This window comes from Rhodosalinus sp. (genome assembly GCF_041685465.1).
Classification (GTDB): domain Bacteria; phylum Pseudomonadota; class Alphaproteobacteria; order Rhodobacterales; family Rhodobacteraceae; genus Rhodosalinus.
The window spans coordinates 1-15,524 of record NZ_JAWLFS010000004.1 but is presented as its reverse complement, the minus strand read 5'-3'; the positions used below and the strand labels follow the sequence as shown (position 1 = coordinate 15,524).

Below are 15,524 nucleotides of genomic sequence, written 5' to 3'. Positions count from 1 at the left end.
GGGATGCAACACGATCTGGTCATCAAGGGCGGGACCCTCGCGACCGCGACGGAAAGCTTCCGGGCGGATATCGGCATCCGCGACGGGCGCATCGCCACGCTGGGCGAGGATCTCGCCGGAGCGGATGTCATCGACGCGACGGGCAAGCTCGTCATGCCCGGCGGCATCGAGGCGCATTGCCACATCGCGCAGGAAAGCGGCATGGGGATCATGACGACGGACGACTACGAGTCCGGCTCGATCTCCGCCGCCTTCGGCGGCAACTCCTGCTTCGTCCCCTTCGCCGCACAGAAGACGGGGCAGAGCGTGGCCGACACGCTCGATACCTACGACGGCCGGGCAGGGCCGAAATCGGTGATCGACTATTCCTACCACCTGATCCTGACGGACCCGACCGAAAGCGTCCTCGCCGAACTGCCCGAGGCCTTCGCGCGCGGGGTGACCTCCTTCAAGGTCTTCATGACCTACGCGACGCGGGTGAGCGACGCGCAGTTCCTCGACATTCTCACCGTGGCACGCCGGCACGGCGGGCTGACGATGGTGCATGCCGAGAACCACGACATGCTCGGCTGGATGGCCTCGGCGCTGACGGAGGGCGGGTACACGGCGCCGCGCTACCATGCCCCCGCCCGGCCGGGACTGGCCGAGGAGGAGGCGATCAACCGCGCGATCAGCCTCGCCAGGCTCGCCGACGCGCCGCTGATGATCGTGCATGTCTCCACGCCGCGCGGCGCCGATCTGGTGGCCGAGGCGCGCCACGCGGGCGCCCATGTCTTCGGCGAGACCTGCCCGCAGTATCTTTTCCTGACGCGCCGGGACCTCGACCAGCCGGGGCTGGAAGGGGCGAAATTCATCTGTTCGCCGCCCCTGCGCGACGCGGCCACGCAGGCGGCCCTCTGGCGTCACGTCGCGGCCGGCACCTTCAGCGTCGTCTCCTCGGACCACGCGCCCTACCGCTTCGACGAGACGGGCAAGTTCGCGAACGGGCGCGACGTGGATTTCCGCAAGATCGCCAACGGCATGCCGGGGATCGAGATGCGTCTGCCGCTCCTTTTCTCCGAAGGCGTCGTGAAGGGGCGGATCTCGCTTCGGCAGTTCGTCGCGCTCTCCTCGACCAATGCCGCACGGCTCTACGGGATGCTGCCGCGCAAGGGCACGCTCGCCATCGGCGCGGATGCCGACATCGCGATCTGGGATCCGGAGGACACGCGCGTCGCGGGCGAGATGCACGACGCGATGGACTACAACCCCTTCGAGGGAATGAAGGTGACGGGATGGCCGGTCACGGTGCTCTCGCGCGGGCGGCGCGTGGTCGAAGACGGCCTGCTGCGCGCCCGCCCGGGCGACGGCGCCTTCGTCGCGCGCGGGACGACCGATCTCTCGGGCCTCAGCGGCACGCGCCTGACCGAGACGGACCCGGCCACCAACTTCGGCGCGGAGATCCACCGGTGAGCGGGCCTATCGTCGTCATCAACCCGAACTCGAACACCGCGGTGACCGACGGCCTCGACGCGGCGCTCGCGCCCTTCCGCCTCGGTGGCGGCCCGGAGATCGAGTGCCTCACCCTCGCCGAGGGGCCCTTCGGCATCCAGAGCCAGATCGACTCCGACAGCGTGATCCTTCCGCTCGTGGGGTGCGTCGAGGCGCGCCCCGATGCGGGCGCCTTCGTGATCGCCTGCTACTCGGACCCGGGGCTCGACGCCTGCCGCTCGGTCGCGCCGCAGCCCGTCTTCGGCATCCAGGAAAGCGGCGTGCTCGCGGCGATGGCGCGCGCGGATCGCTTCGGCGTCATCGCCATTGCCGACGCTTCCGTCACGCGCCACCGGCGGACCATGGCGCGCATGCAGGTGCTCGACCGGCTGGCCGGCGAGATCGCGCTCAACATTACCGTGGACGAGAGCGCCCGGGGCGCGAACACCTTCGCGCGCCTCTGCGAGGTGGGCGGTGCCCTGACGCGGCAGGGGGCGGGCGCCGTCGTGCTCGGCTGCGCCGGCATGGCCACCCACCGCGCGGGGCTCGAGACGGAGCTCGGCGTGCCGGTGATCGACCCCACGCAGGCCGCCGTGGCGATGGCGCTCGGCGCGCTGCTGGCCGGCTGACCGCATGCGCGTCAGCCGCAAGAACGACCTGTCGCTCCGCCTGCTCGAGGTCTTCGGGGCGGTCATGCTGCGCCGGACGACGGTGGACGCCGCGGCCGACCTCGGCATCAGCCAGCCCGCCGTCTCGCTGTCGATCAAGCAGCTCGAGGCGCAGCTCGGCTTCGCGCTCTTCCAGAGGCGCAACCAGCGCCTCCAGCCGACCGAGGAAGCGCGCAGCCTCTTCGCCCGGATCGAGCCGATCCTCCTGCAACTCAGGCTGGTGGAGGGCCATGTGCGCGAGCTGCGCACGGGCACGACCGGACACCTGCGGATCATGGCGACGCCGCCGCTCGGCCATTCGGTTATCCCGGGCGTGCTGCGCAGCTTCCTCGCCGAGCGCCCGGACGTGACGGTGAACTACGACATCCGCCGCATGGAACACGTGATCGAGGAGGTCGAGACCGGCTCGGCCGACATCGGGATCGCGCTGGGACTCGACCGGCATCAGGCCGTGGATGTCCGCGTGCTGCGCTCCGACCGCATGATGGCGCTCGTGCCGGAGAATCATCCACTGGCCGGGATGGAGGCCGTGACACCGCGCGACTGCGCCGAGCATGGCGTGATCGGCCTCGATCAGGTCTCGCGGCTGGGCATGCTTCTGCGCCACGCCTTCGACGCCGAGGGGGTGCCCTACCAGCCCCGGGTGATCGTGCGCTACTGCCACACCTCCGCCGTCCTGGCGAGCGTGGGGATCGGCGTCTCGATCGTGGACAGCTTCACCGCGCGCTTCATGACGCATCACGGCCTCGTCGTGCGGCCCTTCCGCCCCGAGATCAGCATCGGGGCCTGCCTGCTCACCCAACAGGGTGTGCCGCCCTCGCGCCTCCTCTCGGGGTTCATCGAGAAGCTCGAAGAGGCCCTCGCCGCGCGCGCCGAGGCATGACGCCCCCCCTGTCTGTTGCGGATCATGAGGCGGGCAGAGACGTGGGTCCGGCTGGGCGAAGTGTTCGACGCCGCGGCCCTCGCGCGCGGGCGCGACTATCACCGCCCCGGGCTCGTGGGCTCGGTCGAGGCCCTGGGCGGGACGGCTCGCGGCGGCTCGCGGAGCGCAGCCCGACCCGGGGTGCGGCAGTCCCGGGTGTGCGCATCGACAGCACCGGAGCCTTGGTCCGCATCGGTCACCATGCGGTGCCGTGACAGCGCTAAGCCCTGCGCCGCGCCGTGGTGCCCGACTGCGCGCGCAGCTCCGTTTCGAGATCGTTCATGAAATCCCTGGCGAGCCGCGACATGGGGCGTCCGTGTCGCACGATCGTGCAGGCCGGAAGGGAAATCGGGGGATCGAAGGGGCGGCTGGCAAGCGCCATGTTGGGCAGGAAGGAGGCCGTGTATCGGTCGACCACGGTCACCCCGCCGCAGGCCTGCGCCAGCACGGCCGCCGTGTGGCAATAGCGCACCTCGACCTGCGGGTGGTAGGGCGTGCCCGTCGCGTCGAACGCGCTCTGCACCGCGTGACCAAGCTGCGATGCGCGGTCGAGGCCGATCAGGCGGTTCTGCGCCAGATCCGAGGGCTTGACCACGCTGAACGTGGCCAGCGGATGATCGGCCGGCATCACGGCCACCATCCGGTCGCAGCGCAGCACCTGCACCGAAACGCCCGGGTGCTCGTCCAGCGCGAGACACAGGCCGATATCGGCCGCGCCCACGGCCACCGCATCGATGACGTTCTCCATGCGGCGCACGTCGTATTGCACGCTGACACCGGGCCGCTGCGCCATGAAGGCCGAAAGCGCACCGGGAACCACGGAATGCCCCAGCGGCGGGGTCGCCATGATGCGGATCATCCCGGCCGCGCCACCGCGCAGGTCGCGCACGCGCGCCTCGACGGAGCGGAGCTGATCGAAGAGCGGCGCGATCTCCTGGAACAGGCTGCGCGCATCGTCTGTCGGGATCATGCGTTTCTTGGTGCGCTCGAACAGGGCGAAGCCAAGCTGCTGTTCCAGTTGCTTGATGGCGGTGGAAACCGATGGCTGGGAGATCCCGAGTTCCTCGGCGGTCGCGATCGTGGTCTGGTGCAGCATGAGCGTGCCGAACACTTCGAGCAGGCGGAGGGACAGGTCGTTGCGTCGCGCGATCTTCATGACGCCACGTTAGCGCGCTTGCTGGCGCCCCGCCAGAAGTGTCCCCGGCCGCGTCGGCGACGGGGGTCCGTGTCGGATCGCTCACGTGCAGCCCCGGTGCCCGTTCGAGCCCTGCGCGGTGCGTGGCGATGCCCGCGCAAGCAGGATGAGCGCCTCCGCGCCGTTGCCGGGCAGCGCGTGCCCGACCACGGTCAGGCCGGGAGATGTCGTTGAACCCCGCGCGCCGGCGCCTGACGGCGCGGTGGGGCCGGCAGAACCACGCCCGTTTGCCCGGCTCTGCGGCCGTAGTGCTCGATCCGCCTGTGTCGGGCGAAACGAAAGACGGTCGTCCTGCCGAAATCGCAGGCATCCATGTCGCAGGAGTGCACGATCAGCTCGTCACCCGCGCGGCACGCGCGCGGGCCACGACAACGCGGTCCGGGTCCTGATGACCGAGCCGGGCATCGGCGACGCCGGGCAACATCGCGGCGGCGGGGCCGGGCGGTCCAGTCACATCACCGCCTCGACAAGGTAGGGGCCAGGCTCGGCCAGAGCGGCCTGAACGACGTGGCAAAGCTCCGCCACGTCTTCGACGCGCCGGCCCGGGACGCCCATCCCGCGTGCCAGCGACACGAAATCGAGATGGGGGCGATCGAGGTCCAGCATGTCCAGCGCGGAGCGGCCCGGATTCGCGCCGACGGCGAACAATTCGTTCTTGAGGATCTCGTAGGTCCGATTCGCGAGGATCACGGTGGTGACGTTGCAGCCCTCGCGTGCCTGGCTCCACAGCCCCTGGATCGTGTACATCGCGGAGCCGTCCGCCTGCAGCGCGAGCACCGGGCGGTCCGGACAGGCGATCGCCGCGCCGAGGGCCAGCGGAATGCCGTCGCCGATGGCCCCGCCGGCGAGCGAGATCCACGAATGCGGTGCGGCGCCCTGTGTGGATCCCCAGAGGTTGCGCCCGCCCGAAATGCTTTCATCGACCACGATCGCCCCTTCAGGGAGGACATGGGCGACGGCCGCAGCGAGGGCAGGCGCGGTGATCGGACCCGCCGGCGGCGGCGCGGGGCGTTCGGACGCGGCAACCAGCGGGGCTGCGTCCAGGCGCTCTGCAAGCGCGGCGGCCGCCGCCGGGCCGTCGCCGTCGCGGCCCGCGAGCGTCAGCGTCTCGCAGCCCTCGGGCAGCAGGAGGCTCGGCTTGCCGGGATAGGCGAAGAAGGCGACCGGCGGCACCGTCTCGATCAGGACAGCGCGCCTGAACGGCGCCAGCGTCTCGAGCGCCATGGTGATCGGATAGGGCACGCGGTTGATGGGCGCGCGGCCCGCGCCGCGTTCGAAGCGGCGGTTCGACGTGGGCGCGAGCAGGGTGGCGCCGGTCTGCGCGGCGATCCCCTGAAGCCGGGCCACCGCTTCGGGTGTCTCAAGAACGCTGCCGCCGACCAGCATCACGCAGTCGGGTCCCAGCATCGCCGCGGCTCGCTCCAGCGCCTCCGCCTCCATCGGGGCGAAGGCCGGCGGCGGCGGCGGCGGCGCCATCCTGCCGCCCGAGTCCCAGCCGATGTCCGCCGGCGCGATCAGCGTGGCCACCCTGTTGGGGCGCGACATGGCGGCACCGAGCGCCTCCATCGCGTCGGTGGCGAAGCTCCCGGCGCTGGTGGCGGTGCGTACCCAGTCCGAGAACGGGGCTGCCGCCCCCTCGACATCCGCGCTCAAAGGCGCATCGTACCCGCGATGCCGGATCGCGTGATCGCCCACGATGTTGACCATCGGGGCCTTCGCCTTGCGCGCGTTGTGCATGTTCGCGCCCGCATTGGCGAGGCCGGGCGCGAGATGCAGCAGGGTCACCGCCGGGCGGGACGCCATGCGCGCGTAGCCGTCCGCTGCGCCGGTCGCGACTCCCTCGAAGAGGCCAAGGACGCAGCGCATCAACCCGGTCCGGTCCAGCGCGTCGACGAACTGCATCTCCGACGTGCCGGGGTTGGCGAAACACACGTCGACCCCGGCGGCATGCAGGCTGCGCACCACGCTTTCGGCGCCGTTCATCGGGGCGGGCGCTTGATCGGTATCCGGTCGGGAGGGGGTCATGCGGTTTCCTTGTTGCGCGCGGCCTCGAGCACCCTGAGGCGTCGGCGCAGATTGTCCGAAGGGGCGGACTCGGCGGCCTGGGCGTCGGCCGGGACCGTTTCGGCAAAATGGCAGGCCACGCGCGTGTTGCCCACGCTGCGCAGGACCGGGCGCTCGGACCGGCAGCGCTCCGCGGCCATCGGACAGCGCGGGTGGAAGGCGCATCCCGGCGGCGGGCTCAGCGCCGAGGGCAGATCGCCCTCCACCGGGGCGCCATGCGTGCGCAGTGCGGGGTCGGGCCGCGGGGCGGCGGCGATCAGCGAGCGGGTGTAGGGGTGACGCGGGCGGGCGAAAAGCGTCTCGGCCGGGGCTTCCTCGACGATGCGTCCGAGATAGACGACGGCAACGCGGTCGGCCATGTGCCGCACGACGGCGAGGTCGTGGCTGATGAAGACGTAACCGATCCCGAATTCGCCTTGCAGATCCTTCAGAAGATTGACGATCTGGGCCTGAACCGAGACGTCGAGCGCGGAGACCGGCTCGTCGCAGACGATGAGCCGCGGCCGGGTTGCCAAGGCGCGGGCGATACCGACACGCTGGCGCTGACCCCCGGAAAACTCGTGCGGGTACCGGCCGGCATGCCACGGCTGCAGGCCGCATGTCCGCAAAAGCGACGACACCGCCGAAGTCACCGTGTCGTTCGTCGCCAGCCCGTGCAGCAGCAGGGGCTCGGCCAGCGTTTCGGCGACCGTCATCCGGGGATTGAGCGATCCGAAGGGATCCTGAAAGATGATCTGCATCTTGCGCCGCATCTGGCGCAGCGCGTTCGCGTCCAGGTCGGTGACCGACACGCCGTCCAGTGACACCCGGCCGGCGCTCGGCTCCAGCAGCCGCAGCAGCGATCGCCCGATGGTCGACTTCCCGCAACCGGATTCGCCGACCACGGCGAGCGTTTCGCCTTCGGCCACCGAAAAGCTGACATCGGTGACCGCCTGCACCACCCCTGCCACGCGGCGCAGGACGCCGCGGCGCATCTCGAAATGCTTGGTCAGCCCCTCGACCTGCAGCATCGCCGTCATGCCACGGCCTCGATCGGGGCATGCCAGCAGGCCACGCCGTGGCCCGGCGACAGGTCGCGCAGCGGCGGGTCCTGGGTCCGGCAGATCTCCGAGGCGAGCGGGCAGCGCGACGCGAAGCGACAGCCCGGGATGTGGGTCCAGGGCGGCGGCACGGTGCCGGGGATCGTGGTCAGCCGCCGCTCGGCCGTGTCGAACCGCGGCACCGCCGCCATCAGGCCGACCGTGTAGGGATGCTGCGGATCCGCGAAGAGCGCCGCCGTCGGGGCGCGTTCCACCACGCGCCCGGCATACATCACCACGACGTCGTCGCAGGTCTGCGCCACCACGCCCAGGTCATGCGTGACCAGCATCACCGCCGCGCCCGTCCGGCTGCGCAGGTCGCCCATCAGGTCGAGGATCTGCGCCTGGATCGTGACGTCGAGCGCGGTCGTCGGCTCATCGGCGATCAGCAGGTCGGGGTCGTTGGCCAGCGCCAGCGCGATCATCACGCGTTGCCGCTGGCCGCCCGACAGTTGGTGCGGATAGTCGTCGACCCGCGCCCGCGGCGACGGCAGTCCGACAAGGTCGAGCATCTCTATCGCCCGTTCGCGCGCGGCCCTGCGCGACAGACCGGAATGGACCGAGAGGGTTTCCTCGATCTGGGCACCACAGGTGTAGACCGGGTTGAGCGACGTCATCGGCTCCTGAAAGATCATGCCGATGCGACCGCCGCGCAGCGCACGCATCCCGGCCTCGTCCAGCGACAGCAGGTCGGTGCCGTCGAAGCGGATCGCGCCGCCGGCGTAATGTCCCGGCGGTTGCGGCACGAGGCGCATGATCGACAGCGACGTCACCGACTTTCCGCAGCCCGACTCGCCGACGACGCCCAGCGTGCGCCCGCGACCCAGCGACAGCGACACGCCCTGCACGGCGCGCTGCACGGTGCCGCCGATGTGGAATTCGACGGCAAGATCCTCGACCTCGAGAAGAGGGGTGTCGGTCTGCATCGCTCAGCCTTTCGGGAAAACGAACGGAGACGCCTCGTCATGTCGCCGCCCGGCATAGTCGAGCCCCTGGAACGCCGCTTCGGCGCGTCGCTGCGCGGCCTCCAGCCGGTCCAGCGCATCGGCGAGATCGATGCCCGGCACGGCGCCGTCCACCACCAGATGCCGGCCGTCGACGAAGACGTCGCGCACCGCACGTTCCGCCGCGACATAGATCAGCGAGCGCAACGGATCGCGCACGGGCATCATCGCCGGATCGCGCAGGTCGGCGAGGAACAGGTCCGCCTTGGCGCCGGGGGCGAGCCGCCCGATGTCGTCGCGGCCGAGGATCCGCGCTCCGCCCAGCGTGGCCGCGTCGTAGATATGGCCCGTGCGCAGGTCGTAGGGGTTCCGCGACATGATGCGCGACAGGTAGAGCGCATTGCGCAACTCCTCGAGCATGTTGTGGGGATACGTGTCGGTGCCGATGCCCACCGGCACGCCGCCGCGGATGTAACGGCCGACGGTGTTCATCGCGATGCCGCGGCGCTGGAACACGGTCGGGCAATGCGCCACCGCCGCCCCGGAGCGTTGCAGCAACGCGAAATCCTCCGCCTCCGGCCAGAAGATGTGGTCGTAGTCGTTCAGGAAAATGCCATGGCCGATGATCGCGCCGGGCTTGAGCACGCCCAGATCGTCGAGCCATTCGAACGGTGTCATGCCGTGGCGTCGGGTGATCTCGTTGAACTCGACCACCGACTGTGCGGCGTGAATCTGGAAGGGCAGGCCGCGCTCCTGCGCCAGCGCGAAGCTGTCGGCAATCAGGTCGGGGGTACAGGTGTCGATCTGGCTGGGCGCGATCATGCCCGACAGGCGGCCACAGGGGTGGGCCATGGCAGCGTCGACCGTTGCGACGGCCGTGTCCATGGCGGCGCGGCCGCCATCGGCCTCCCACTCGTACTCGACGACATGCCCGTTGTCCGTATACCAGCGGGCAGAGCGGTACATCGGCGCCACGATCCCGCGCAGGCCCGAGGCGGCGAAGGTCTCGACCCAGCCTTCCCAGGCGACCGAAAGATCGACCAGCGTGGTCACGCCGGATTTCAGGAGCTCGGCATAGGTGACCGCGACACAGGCCTCGCGGCCGGCATCGTCGGGGCGGAAGAGCGGCATGAATTCGTAGAGCGACGACATGCCCAGGCGCGGCGAGCCGATCTCGTCCAGCATGCCCTTGTTCATCGCCTCCGAGGATGGATGCGAATGGATGTTCACGAGGCCCGGGCTGACCAGTCGGTCACGCCCGTCGATCTCGACATCAACGCGGCCTTCATACGGCCCGCCGACATGCAGTATGCCACCTTCGTCGAAGGCGACGTCACCGTCGTGCAGGTATCGGTGACTGTCCTCGGCGGCGTCGTAGGCCACGATCCAGGCGGCGTTTCGAATGACGGTGACGGGCATGAGCTGGACGTATCCTTGCAGGGCGCTTGGGAAGAAACGGGCGTCGGGCCGCGCGCCGGCCGGGCGCGCGGCCGCTTCGATCAGTCGGCGAACTTCAGGTCTAACCCCTTGTAGAGGCCGGCCCCGTAGATGTTGTGCGGCACGACCGGCTCGAGCCCCGAGGAATACGCGATCACCATCGGCTCGTGATAGAGCGGCAGCCACACAGCGGCTTCATGCACCATTTCGAGTACTTCGCCATAGGCGTCCGCGCGTGCCGCATCGGTCGTCGCCGTCGCCCCGGTCAGCAGAAGCTCGTCGGTCGTTTCGTCGATCCAGTTCATCCGATTGGGCGACGGTACATTTTCAGACCGGAAATAGAGATTGAGCGCGTCACCAGATGACACATAGGGAAAAGACATGCTGAAGATGTCGAATTCCTGTGTCGCGAGCTTGCCCCAGGCCACGGTCGCGTCGAAGGCTTGAACCTGCATGTTCACGCCGATTTCGCGCAGATAGGACTGCACTGCCTCGGAGATCTTGCCCCAGGTCGAGCCGGCAAAGACATAGGCCGTCGGCTCCAGCCGCACGCCGTCCTTGGACCTGATCCCGTCGTCCTCGCGGGTCCAGCCGGCCTCGTCGAGGATTTCATTCGCGCGGTCCGGATCGTATTTCAGCAGCATGTCATCGACATCGCTGTTCCAGTCAAGCGCCTCCTGGCTGACATAGGAATAGGCCGGCTGCACCGCGCCGAAGAAAAGGTCCTCCGCCATCGCCTCCTGGTTAACGCCAAGGTTGATCGCGCGACGCACGGCCGGGTCGGACACCGTTTCCTTGTCGATCTTGAACCCCATGAAATATGTCCAGAACGCGAGATCCGATGCCACCACTTCGACATTGGGCGCGGAGCGCAGCTGTTCGAGCGCGATGTCGGGAACGTACTGGGTCACCTCGCTCTGACCGGTCAGGACGGAGACGGTGCGGGTGTTCTCCTCGGGCACGATCTGCCACGTGATCCGCTCCATCGACGCCGGACCGGTGTTCTCATGGAACGGCGCGCCCCATGTATAGGCGTCGTGCCGCTCGATGATCATGGTGTCGCGCGGGGTCCATTCAACCCAGCAGAACGGGCCGGTTCCGTTGAATCCGGCCACTCCGAAATCCTCGCCCAGCTCCTCGACATTCTCGGAATCGATTATCGTGCCGAAGCTCTGCGTGAGCTGATAGAGCAGCTCCGAAAACGGCGCCTCGAGCTTGTACTCGACGGTGTAGTCGTCGATCGCCGTGACGCTTTCGACCTCGCCCGCGCGCCAGGCGACCGGGGAGTTGGTTTCGGGGTCCACCCAGCGGTTCATCGAATAGGCGACATCCTCGGCCGTCATCGGCTTTCCGTCGCAGAACTGCACGTCCTCGCGCAGCTTGAAGGTGTAGGTCGTGCCGTCCTCGCTGACCTCCCAGCTTTCGGCGACGCCGGGCTCGACGGTCTGCATGTCCGGGGCGAGGCTGACCAGCGTGTCGCCCATCATGAACAGCACTTCGGAGGCCGCGCGCGACGTGGTCTTGTGCGGGTCGTAGTTGTTGCTGTCCACCTCGCGCACGATCGTGATCTCCTGCGCCTGGGCGATGCCGGCCGTCAGCAGAACCGCTGTGGTCGTCAGTAGTCGTTTCATGGTTCCAGTCTTCCCTGTTGCTTGAGTGGACGTTTCTGCTTGGTCTTGCGGGATGCCACGATCGATCAGGATCGCAGCCTGGGGTCGAGAACGTCGCGCAGCGCATCGCCGAGCACATTGGCGCTCAGCACGATCACGAAGATCAGGACGGACGGGATGACCGCGATATGCGGCGCGAACAGCAGGAAATCGCGACCCTGCGCGGCCATCATGCCCAGCTCCGCGGTCGGCGGCCGCGCGCCGAGGCCGAGAAAGGACAGCGCCGCGCCGATCAGGATGATCTGGCCGAACCGCAGAGATATGAAGATCATGATCGACGAGATGCAGTTGCGCAGCAGGTATCGGCTGAACAGTGCGGCGTTCGACAGGCCCAGCGCGCGGCCAGCCTCGATGTATTCCTGTTTCATGATCGACATGGCGATGGAGCGCGCGATGCGCGCGCAGTCGGGGATGGTGGCGATGGCGAGCGCGACGATGACAGGCCCCGCGCCCGGACCCAGAACGGCGACCAGCGCGAGCCCCAGCAGGATCGCGGGAAACGACAGCATCACGTCCACGAGACGCATCACCCATGGGTCGAGCGCCGGCCGGAACGCCGCCATCAGTCCCATGAGCGATCCAAGGATGCCGCCCACGGCCACCGAGACGACGCCGATGATCAGCGTCAGGCGTGTCCCGTAGAAGAGCCTCGACAGCATGTCGCGACCCTGTCCGTCCGTGCCCATCGGATGCAGCCAGTTGCCACGGTCGGTCCAGACCGGCGGCTGCATCACCGCGCGGGAGCTGGCGAAGGGATCATGCGGGGCGATCAGCGGCGCGGCGATCGCGCAGACGACGATGATCACCAGCACTGCCGCCGCCACAAGCGCCGCCGGATCCTGCGCAAGGCGCTGCCACCACGGCCGGACCGGCATCGGCGCGTCCATCTGATCCTCTGCCCCGGCGCCGGCACCGGCCCGGTTGGTGGGCGCCGCGGTGTCCGGGCCGACCTTGGTCGCGCCGCTGTCCTGTGCGGCCGTCATGTCTGTACCCGCGGATCGAGAAGCGCGTAGAGAATGTCGACGATCAGGTTGATCAGGATGAATCCCAGCGCGAGGATCAGGATCGCGCCCTGCGCCAACGGGAAATCCGACGACAGGATCGCACCCACCGCCAGGCGACCGATGCCCGGGTAGGAAAAGATGCTTTCGGTGACCACGGCGCCGCCCACGAGGTAGCCGGCCTGCAGCCCGATCAGCGTGATGACCGGGATCAGCGCGTTGCGCAGGCCGTGGCGCAGGATCACGCGCGTCTCGCTCAGACCCTTGGCGCGCGCGGTGCGAACATGGTCGAGCTTGAGCACCTCGAGCACCGAGCTGCGGGTCATCCGCGCGACCGGCCCGATGAAGATCGCGCCCAGCGACAGCGCCGGCAGCGCGATATGGCGCAGGCCCTCGACGGTCCAGAGCGGCCCCCCGCGCCCGATGAACGGCAGCAACTGCCATTTGACCCCGAAGAACTGGATCATCATGAGGCATATGAAGAAGATCGGCAGCGAAACACCGGCGACCGAAAACGCCATGATCGCCCGGTCGATCAGCCCCCCTCGAAACACCGCCGCAAGCGTGCCCAGCGCGATGCCCAGCGGTACCGACCAGATCAGGCAGGCGAACATCAGCTCGGCAGTCGGTCCGATCGCGGCAAGGAGTTCCGACAGGACCGTCTTGTTGGAGATCAGCGACCGGCCAAGGTCGCCCTGCAGGACGCGCCCGAGATAGCTGAAGAACTGGACCACCACCGGCTCGTCGAGGCCCATTTCCTCGCGGACCGCGGCGACCACGTCGGGCGACGCGGTCGGGCCGGCCATGACGATGGCGGGATCCCCCGGCACGAGGATCAAAAGCCCGAAGCCGAGCACCAGAACCCCGAACAGAACCGGGATCGAGATCAGCAGCCGGTTGGCGATCTGCGACATCATGCCGGGACGGCGCCCCGCTCGAACACGATCTCGCCCCCCAGCACCGTCAGGTCGCAGCGCGTCGTCAGGATCTCCTCGGGCGCGCAGGTGAGCAGATCGGTATCGAAGACCGCGACATCGGCAAGCTGGCCCGGCACCAGCCGGCCCTTGATCGTTTCCTCATGCGCGGCATAGGCCGATGCGCGGGTATAGGCGTCGAGCGCCTCCTCCATGCTCAGGCAATGCTCGGCGCCCAGCACCGTCCCGGCCGAGGTCTTGCGCGTGACCATCGTGTAGAGATTGGCGAAGGGGTCGATCTCGACCACCGGGCAATCGGTGGATGCGGAGGGGGTGAGCCCCGCCTCGATCCAGGTGCGCATGGGATGGCTGGCCTCCACCCGCTCGCGCTCGGCGAGGGTGAGGTAGAGATCGCCGAAATAGTACAGGAAGGCCGGCTGTGGGGCCGGCAGCACATGCATCTGCGTCATCCGGGCCATCTGGTCGGGACGCAGCCAGCCGCAGTGCTCGATCCGGTGGCGACGGTCGGGGTCGGGATGCGCGGCGAGGGCGGCCTCGTAGGCGTTGAGAACCTGTTCGATCGCCGCGTCGCCGATGGCATGGATTGCAAAGCGGTAGCCCGCCTCGTGCCCCGCCATGACCATGTCGGTGACCTCTTCGTCGGACAGGCAGAGCAGCCCGAGGTCGTCCGGGTCGCCACCCAGATAGGGCCGGGTCATCGCCGCGGTGCGTCCGCCCGCCGAACCGTCGGTGAAGATCTTGACCGCCCCGATTCGCAGGCGATCATCGCCGGTGCCCGACAGGAGGCCCGCTGCGGAGCATTGCGGCAGGATGCTGCGGGTCTTGTCACCCATCAGCGTTGCGTAGACCCTAACCGGCAGACGTCCCGTGGCGTGCGCCTCCTGGTAGGCTTCCATCTCGGTCCACCCGTCGCGGATGCCCACCGCGGCCTCCATGACCGAGGTGATGCCGCGGGCCAGCAGATCCGCGCCGCCGCGCTCGATGCTCTCGACCAGCGCCTCGACACTGGCGCGCGGCAGCACGTTCATCAGCGGCTCGCGCCCGGTCTCGGCCACCATACCGGTCAGGCGCCCGTTCTGTCGCTCGATCAGTCCGCCTGGCGGCGATGGCGTGTCCTCCGTGATGCCGGCCAGCGCGAGCGCGCGGGAATTGGCGACCGCCAGATGCCCGTCCGTGCGCACGATATAGACAGGGTGATCCGGCACCGCCTCGTCGAGCTCCTCGCGGTAAGGGTGTCGCCCCGTGTCGAGCCGGAAATGATCGTAACCGCGGCCGATCACCCATTCGCCCCTGGGCAGGGTCGCCGCCCGATCGCGCAGGGCCGACAGCAGCGCCGCCAGCGTCGGGGCCGCGGACGGACGCAGATCGACCTCTGCCATGGCGGTTCCGTACGGGATCAGGTGCATGTGCGCATCGTTCAGCCCGGGTGTGGCAAGCCGCCCCGCCAGGTCGACAACCCGGGTGTGCGGACCGATCAGCGGCGCGACCGCCTCCGCGTCGCCGGTCTCGAGCACCACGCCGTCGCCGAGCGCGATGGCCTCGACCGTCGGCAGGCCGAGCCCGCACCAGATCGTCCCGCCGCGCAACACGATGTCCGCGCAAGGTGCTTGGCTCGTCGTCATTCGCAATATCCTCCACCGGTCGTCAGCCTGCGCGATCCCGTCGTCGGGCGCGCCCCCGCAGGTCGCTCGGGCCCACGCCGATGTCCTATCGGAGGCCCGATGATCCCGTTCGGTCAACAGTGAAGACGCAGGCACCCTTCGGTGAAAACAGCGCTTGGTATTTGAAATGGAACGCAAAAATCCCTGCATCCAGCGGTGACGCAATTGATTGTTTTTCTTATGAACTCATTTGCCGGCCGTCTCCGGCACGTCCCGCGTGATCCCGGGCGCTCCGTGGCGCGGGATCGCAGGTCGGTGCGGTGCCGGAGAGAAGCGCCCGCGAGCGCCGTTCGCAGGGCCGCCCATCCTCACCGGCGATCGGGGCCCGGGGCACCCGGACCGTCTCCGGGCCGAAGGTGCCGTTCGCCATTGTCTCTCGGACCATGTATGATGGTGTGGATACGCCCTCCCGCAACCGCCGGGTCTCGTCGATACTGTCGAGACAGACGGCAGAGGAGGTAGACCATGGAAACGGCAT

The 15,524-nt window shown here is 68.8% G+C and carries 12 protein-coding genes; 3 read left to right on the top strand and 9 right to left on the bottom strand.

What is annotated here, in order from left to right:
- Nucleotides 1-3 precede the first annotated feature (3 nt).
- The 3 genes from hydA to ACESL7_RS00610 are packed head-to-tail and all read left to right on the top strand — an operon-like array spanning nt 4 to nt 3,021.
- Complete coding sequence (gene hydA / locus ACESL7_RS00620) at nt 4-1,452, top strand: dihydropyrimidinase (protein ID WP_372890380.1); 1,449 nt, start codon at nt 4-6, stop codon at nt 1,450-1,452.
- Entirely contained in the window at nt 1,449-2,099 is a 651-nt protein-coding gene (locus ACESL7_RS00615) for an aspartate/glutamate racemase family protein (protein ID WP_372890378.1), read from the top strand. Before hydA ends, ACESL7_RS00615 begins: the two co-directional genes overlap by 4 nt.
- Before the next feature lie 4 nt (nt 2,100-2,103).
- Nucleotides 2,104-3,021, top strand: coding sequence for a LysR substrate-binding domain-containing protein (locus ACESL7_RS00610; RefSeq protein WP_372890376.1), 918 nt, complete (start codon nt 2,104-2,106; stop codon nt 3,019-3,021).
- Between the two features lie 259 nt (nt 3,022-3,280).
- On the opposite strand, the gene ACESL7_RS00605 is transcribed toward ACESL7_RS00610, so the two are convergent.
- The 9 genes from ACESL7_RS00605 to ACESL7_RS00565 all read right to left on the bottom strand — a co-directional run bounded on the left by ACESL7_RS00605 (nt 3,281) and on the right by ACESL7_RS00565 (nt 15,007).
- The gene (locus tag ACESL7_RS00605; protein WP_372890374.1) at nt 3,281-4,216 is read right to left on the bottom strand and encodes a LysR family transcriptional regulator; all 936 of its coding nucleotides are present in this window, start codon (nt 4,214-4,216) and stop codon (nt 3,281-3,283) included.
- A 489-nt stretch (nt 4,217-4,705) separates the two neighbouring features.
- Nucleotides 4,706-6,280 (bottom strand): acetolactate synthase large subunit, encoded by a 1,575-nt coding sequence (locus ACESL7_RS00600; RefSeq protein ID WP_372890372.1) that lies wholly within the window; start codon nt 6,278-6,280, stop codon nt 4,706-4,708.
- Nucleotides 6,277-7,329: an ABC transporter ATP-binding protein gene (locus tag ACESL7_RS00595; protein WP_372890370.1), complete on the bottom strand. Its 1,053-nt coding sequence runs from the start codon at nt 7,327-7,329 to the stop codon at nt 6,277-6,279. Before ACESL7_RS00595 ends, ACESL7_RS00600 begins: the two co-directional genes overlap by 4 nt.
- Before the next feature lie 5 nt (nt 7,330-7,334).
- Nucleotides 7,335-8,324, bottom strand: a complete 990-nt coding sequence (locus ACESL7_RS00590; RefSeq protein WP_372890368.1) for an ABC transporter ATP-binding protein — start codon at nt 8,322-8,324, stop codon at nt 7,335-7,337.
- Between the two features lie 3 nt (nt 8,325-8,327).
- Nucleotides 8,328-9,761 (bottom strand): amidohydrolase family protein, encoded by a 1,434-nt coding sequence (locus tag ACESL7_RS00585; protein ID WP_372890366.1) that lies wholly within the window; start codon nt 9,759-9,761, stop codon nt 8,328-8,330.
- 80 nt (nt 9,762-9,841) lie between these two features.
- Complete coding sequence (locus ACESL7_RS00580) at nt 9,842-11,410, bottom strand: ABC transporter substrate-binding protein (protein ID WP_372890364.1); 1,569 nt, start codon at nt 11,408-11,410, stop codon at nt 9,842-9,844.
- Between the two features lie 65 nt (nt 11,411-11,475).
- Nucleotides 11,476-12,432: an ABC transporter permease gene (locus tag ACESL7_RS00575; RefSeq protein WP_372890362.1), complete on the bottom strand. Its 957-nt coding sequence runs from the start codon at nt 12,430-12,432 to the stop codon at nt 11,476-11,478.
- Nucleotides 12,429-13,367 (bottom strand): ABC transporter permease, encoded by a 939-nt coding sequence (locus ACESL7_RS00570; RefSeq protein ID WP_372890360.1) that lies wholly within the window; start codon nt 13,365-13,367, stop codon nt 12,429-12,431. Before ACESL7_RS00570 ends, ACESL7_RS00575 begins: the two co-directional genes overlap by 4 nt.
- Complete coding sequence (locus ACESL7_RS00565) at nt 13,364-15,007, bottom strand: amidohydrolase (RefSeq protein WP_372890359.1); 1,644 nt, start codon at nt 15,005-15,007, stop codon at nt 13,364-13,366. The genes ACESL7_RS00570 and ACESL7_RS00565 overlap by 4 nt, the downstream gene beginning before the upstream one ends.
- Between the last annotated feature and the right edge of the window lie 517 nt (nt 15,008-15,524).

What these genes read in the sequence shown, in the direction of transcription:
- hydA (WP_372890380.1), top strand. Translation starts at nt 4, where the DNA reads ATGCAACACGATCTGGTCATCAAGGGCGGGACCCTCGCGACCGCGACG.
- ACESL7_RS00610 (WP_372890376.1), top strand. Translation starts at nt 2,104, where the DNA reads ATGCGCGTCAGCCGCAAGAACGACCTGTCGCTCCGCCTGCTCGAGGTC.
- ACESL7_RS00605 (WP_372890374.1), bottom strand. Translation starts at nt 4,216, where the DNA reads ATGAAGATCGCGCGACGCAACGACCTGTCCCTCCGCCTGCTCGAAGTG.
- ACESL7_RS00600 (WP_372890372.1), bottom strand. Translation starts at nt 6,280, where the DNA reads ATGACCCCCTCCCGACCGGATACCGATCAAGCGCCCGCCCCGATGAAC.
- ACESL7_RS00595 (WP_372890370.1), bottom strand. Translation starts at nt 7,329, where the DNA reads ATGCTGCAGGTCGAGGGGCTGACCAAGCATTTCGAGATGCGCCGCGGC.
- ACESL7_RS00590 (WP_372890368.1), bottom strand. Translation starts at nt 8,324, where the DNA reads ATGCAGACCGACACCCCTCTTCTCGAGGTCGAGGATCTTGCCGTCGAA.
- ACESL7_RS00585 (WP_372890366.1), bottom strand. Translation starts at nt 9,761, where the DNA reads ATGCCCGTCACCGTCATTCGAAACGCCGCCTGGATCGTGGCCTACGAC.
- ACESL7_RS00580 (WP_372890364.1), bottom strand. Translation starts at nt 11,410, where the DNA reads ATGAAACGACTACTGACGACCACAGCGGTTCTGCTGACGGCCGGCATC.
- ACESL7_RS00575 (WP_372890362.1), bottom strand. Translation starts at nt 12,432, where the DNA reads ATGACGGCCGCACAGGACAGCGGCGCGACCAAGGTCGGCCCGGACACC.
- ACESL7_RS00570 (WP_372890360.1), bottom strand. Translation starts at nt 13,367, where the DNA reads ATGATGTCGCAGATCGCCAACCGGCTGCTGATCTCGATCCCGGTTCTG.
- ACESL7_RS00565 (WP_372890359.1), bottom strand. Translation starts at nt 15,007, where the DNA reads ATGACGACGAGCCAAGCACCTTGCGCGGACATCGTGTTGCGCGGCGGG.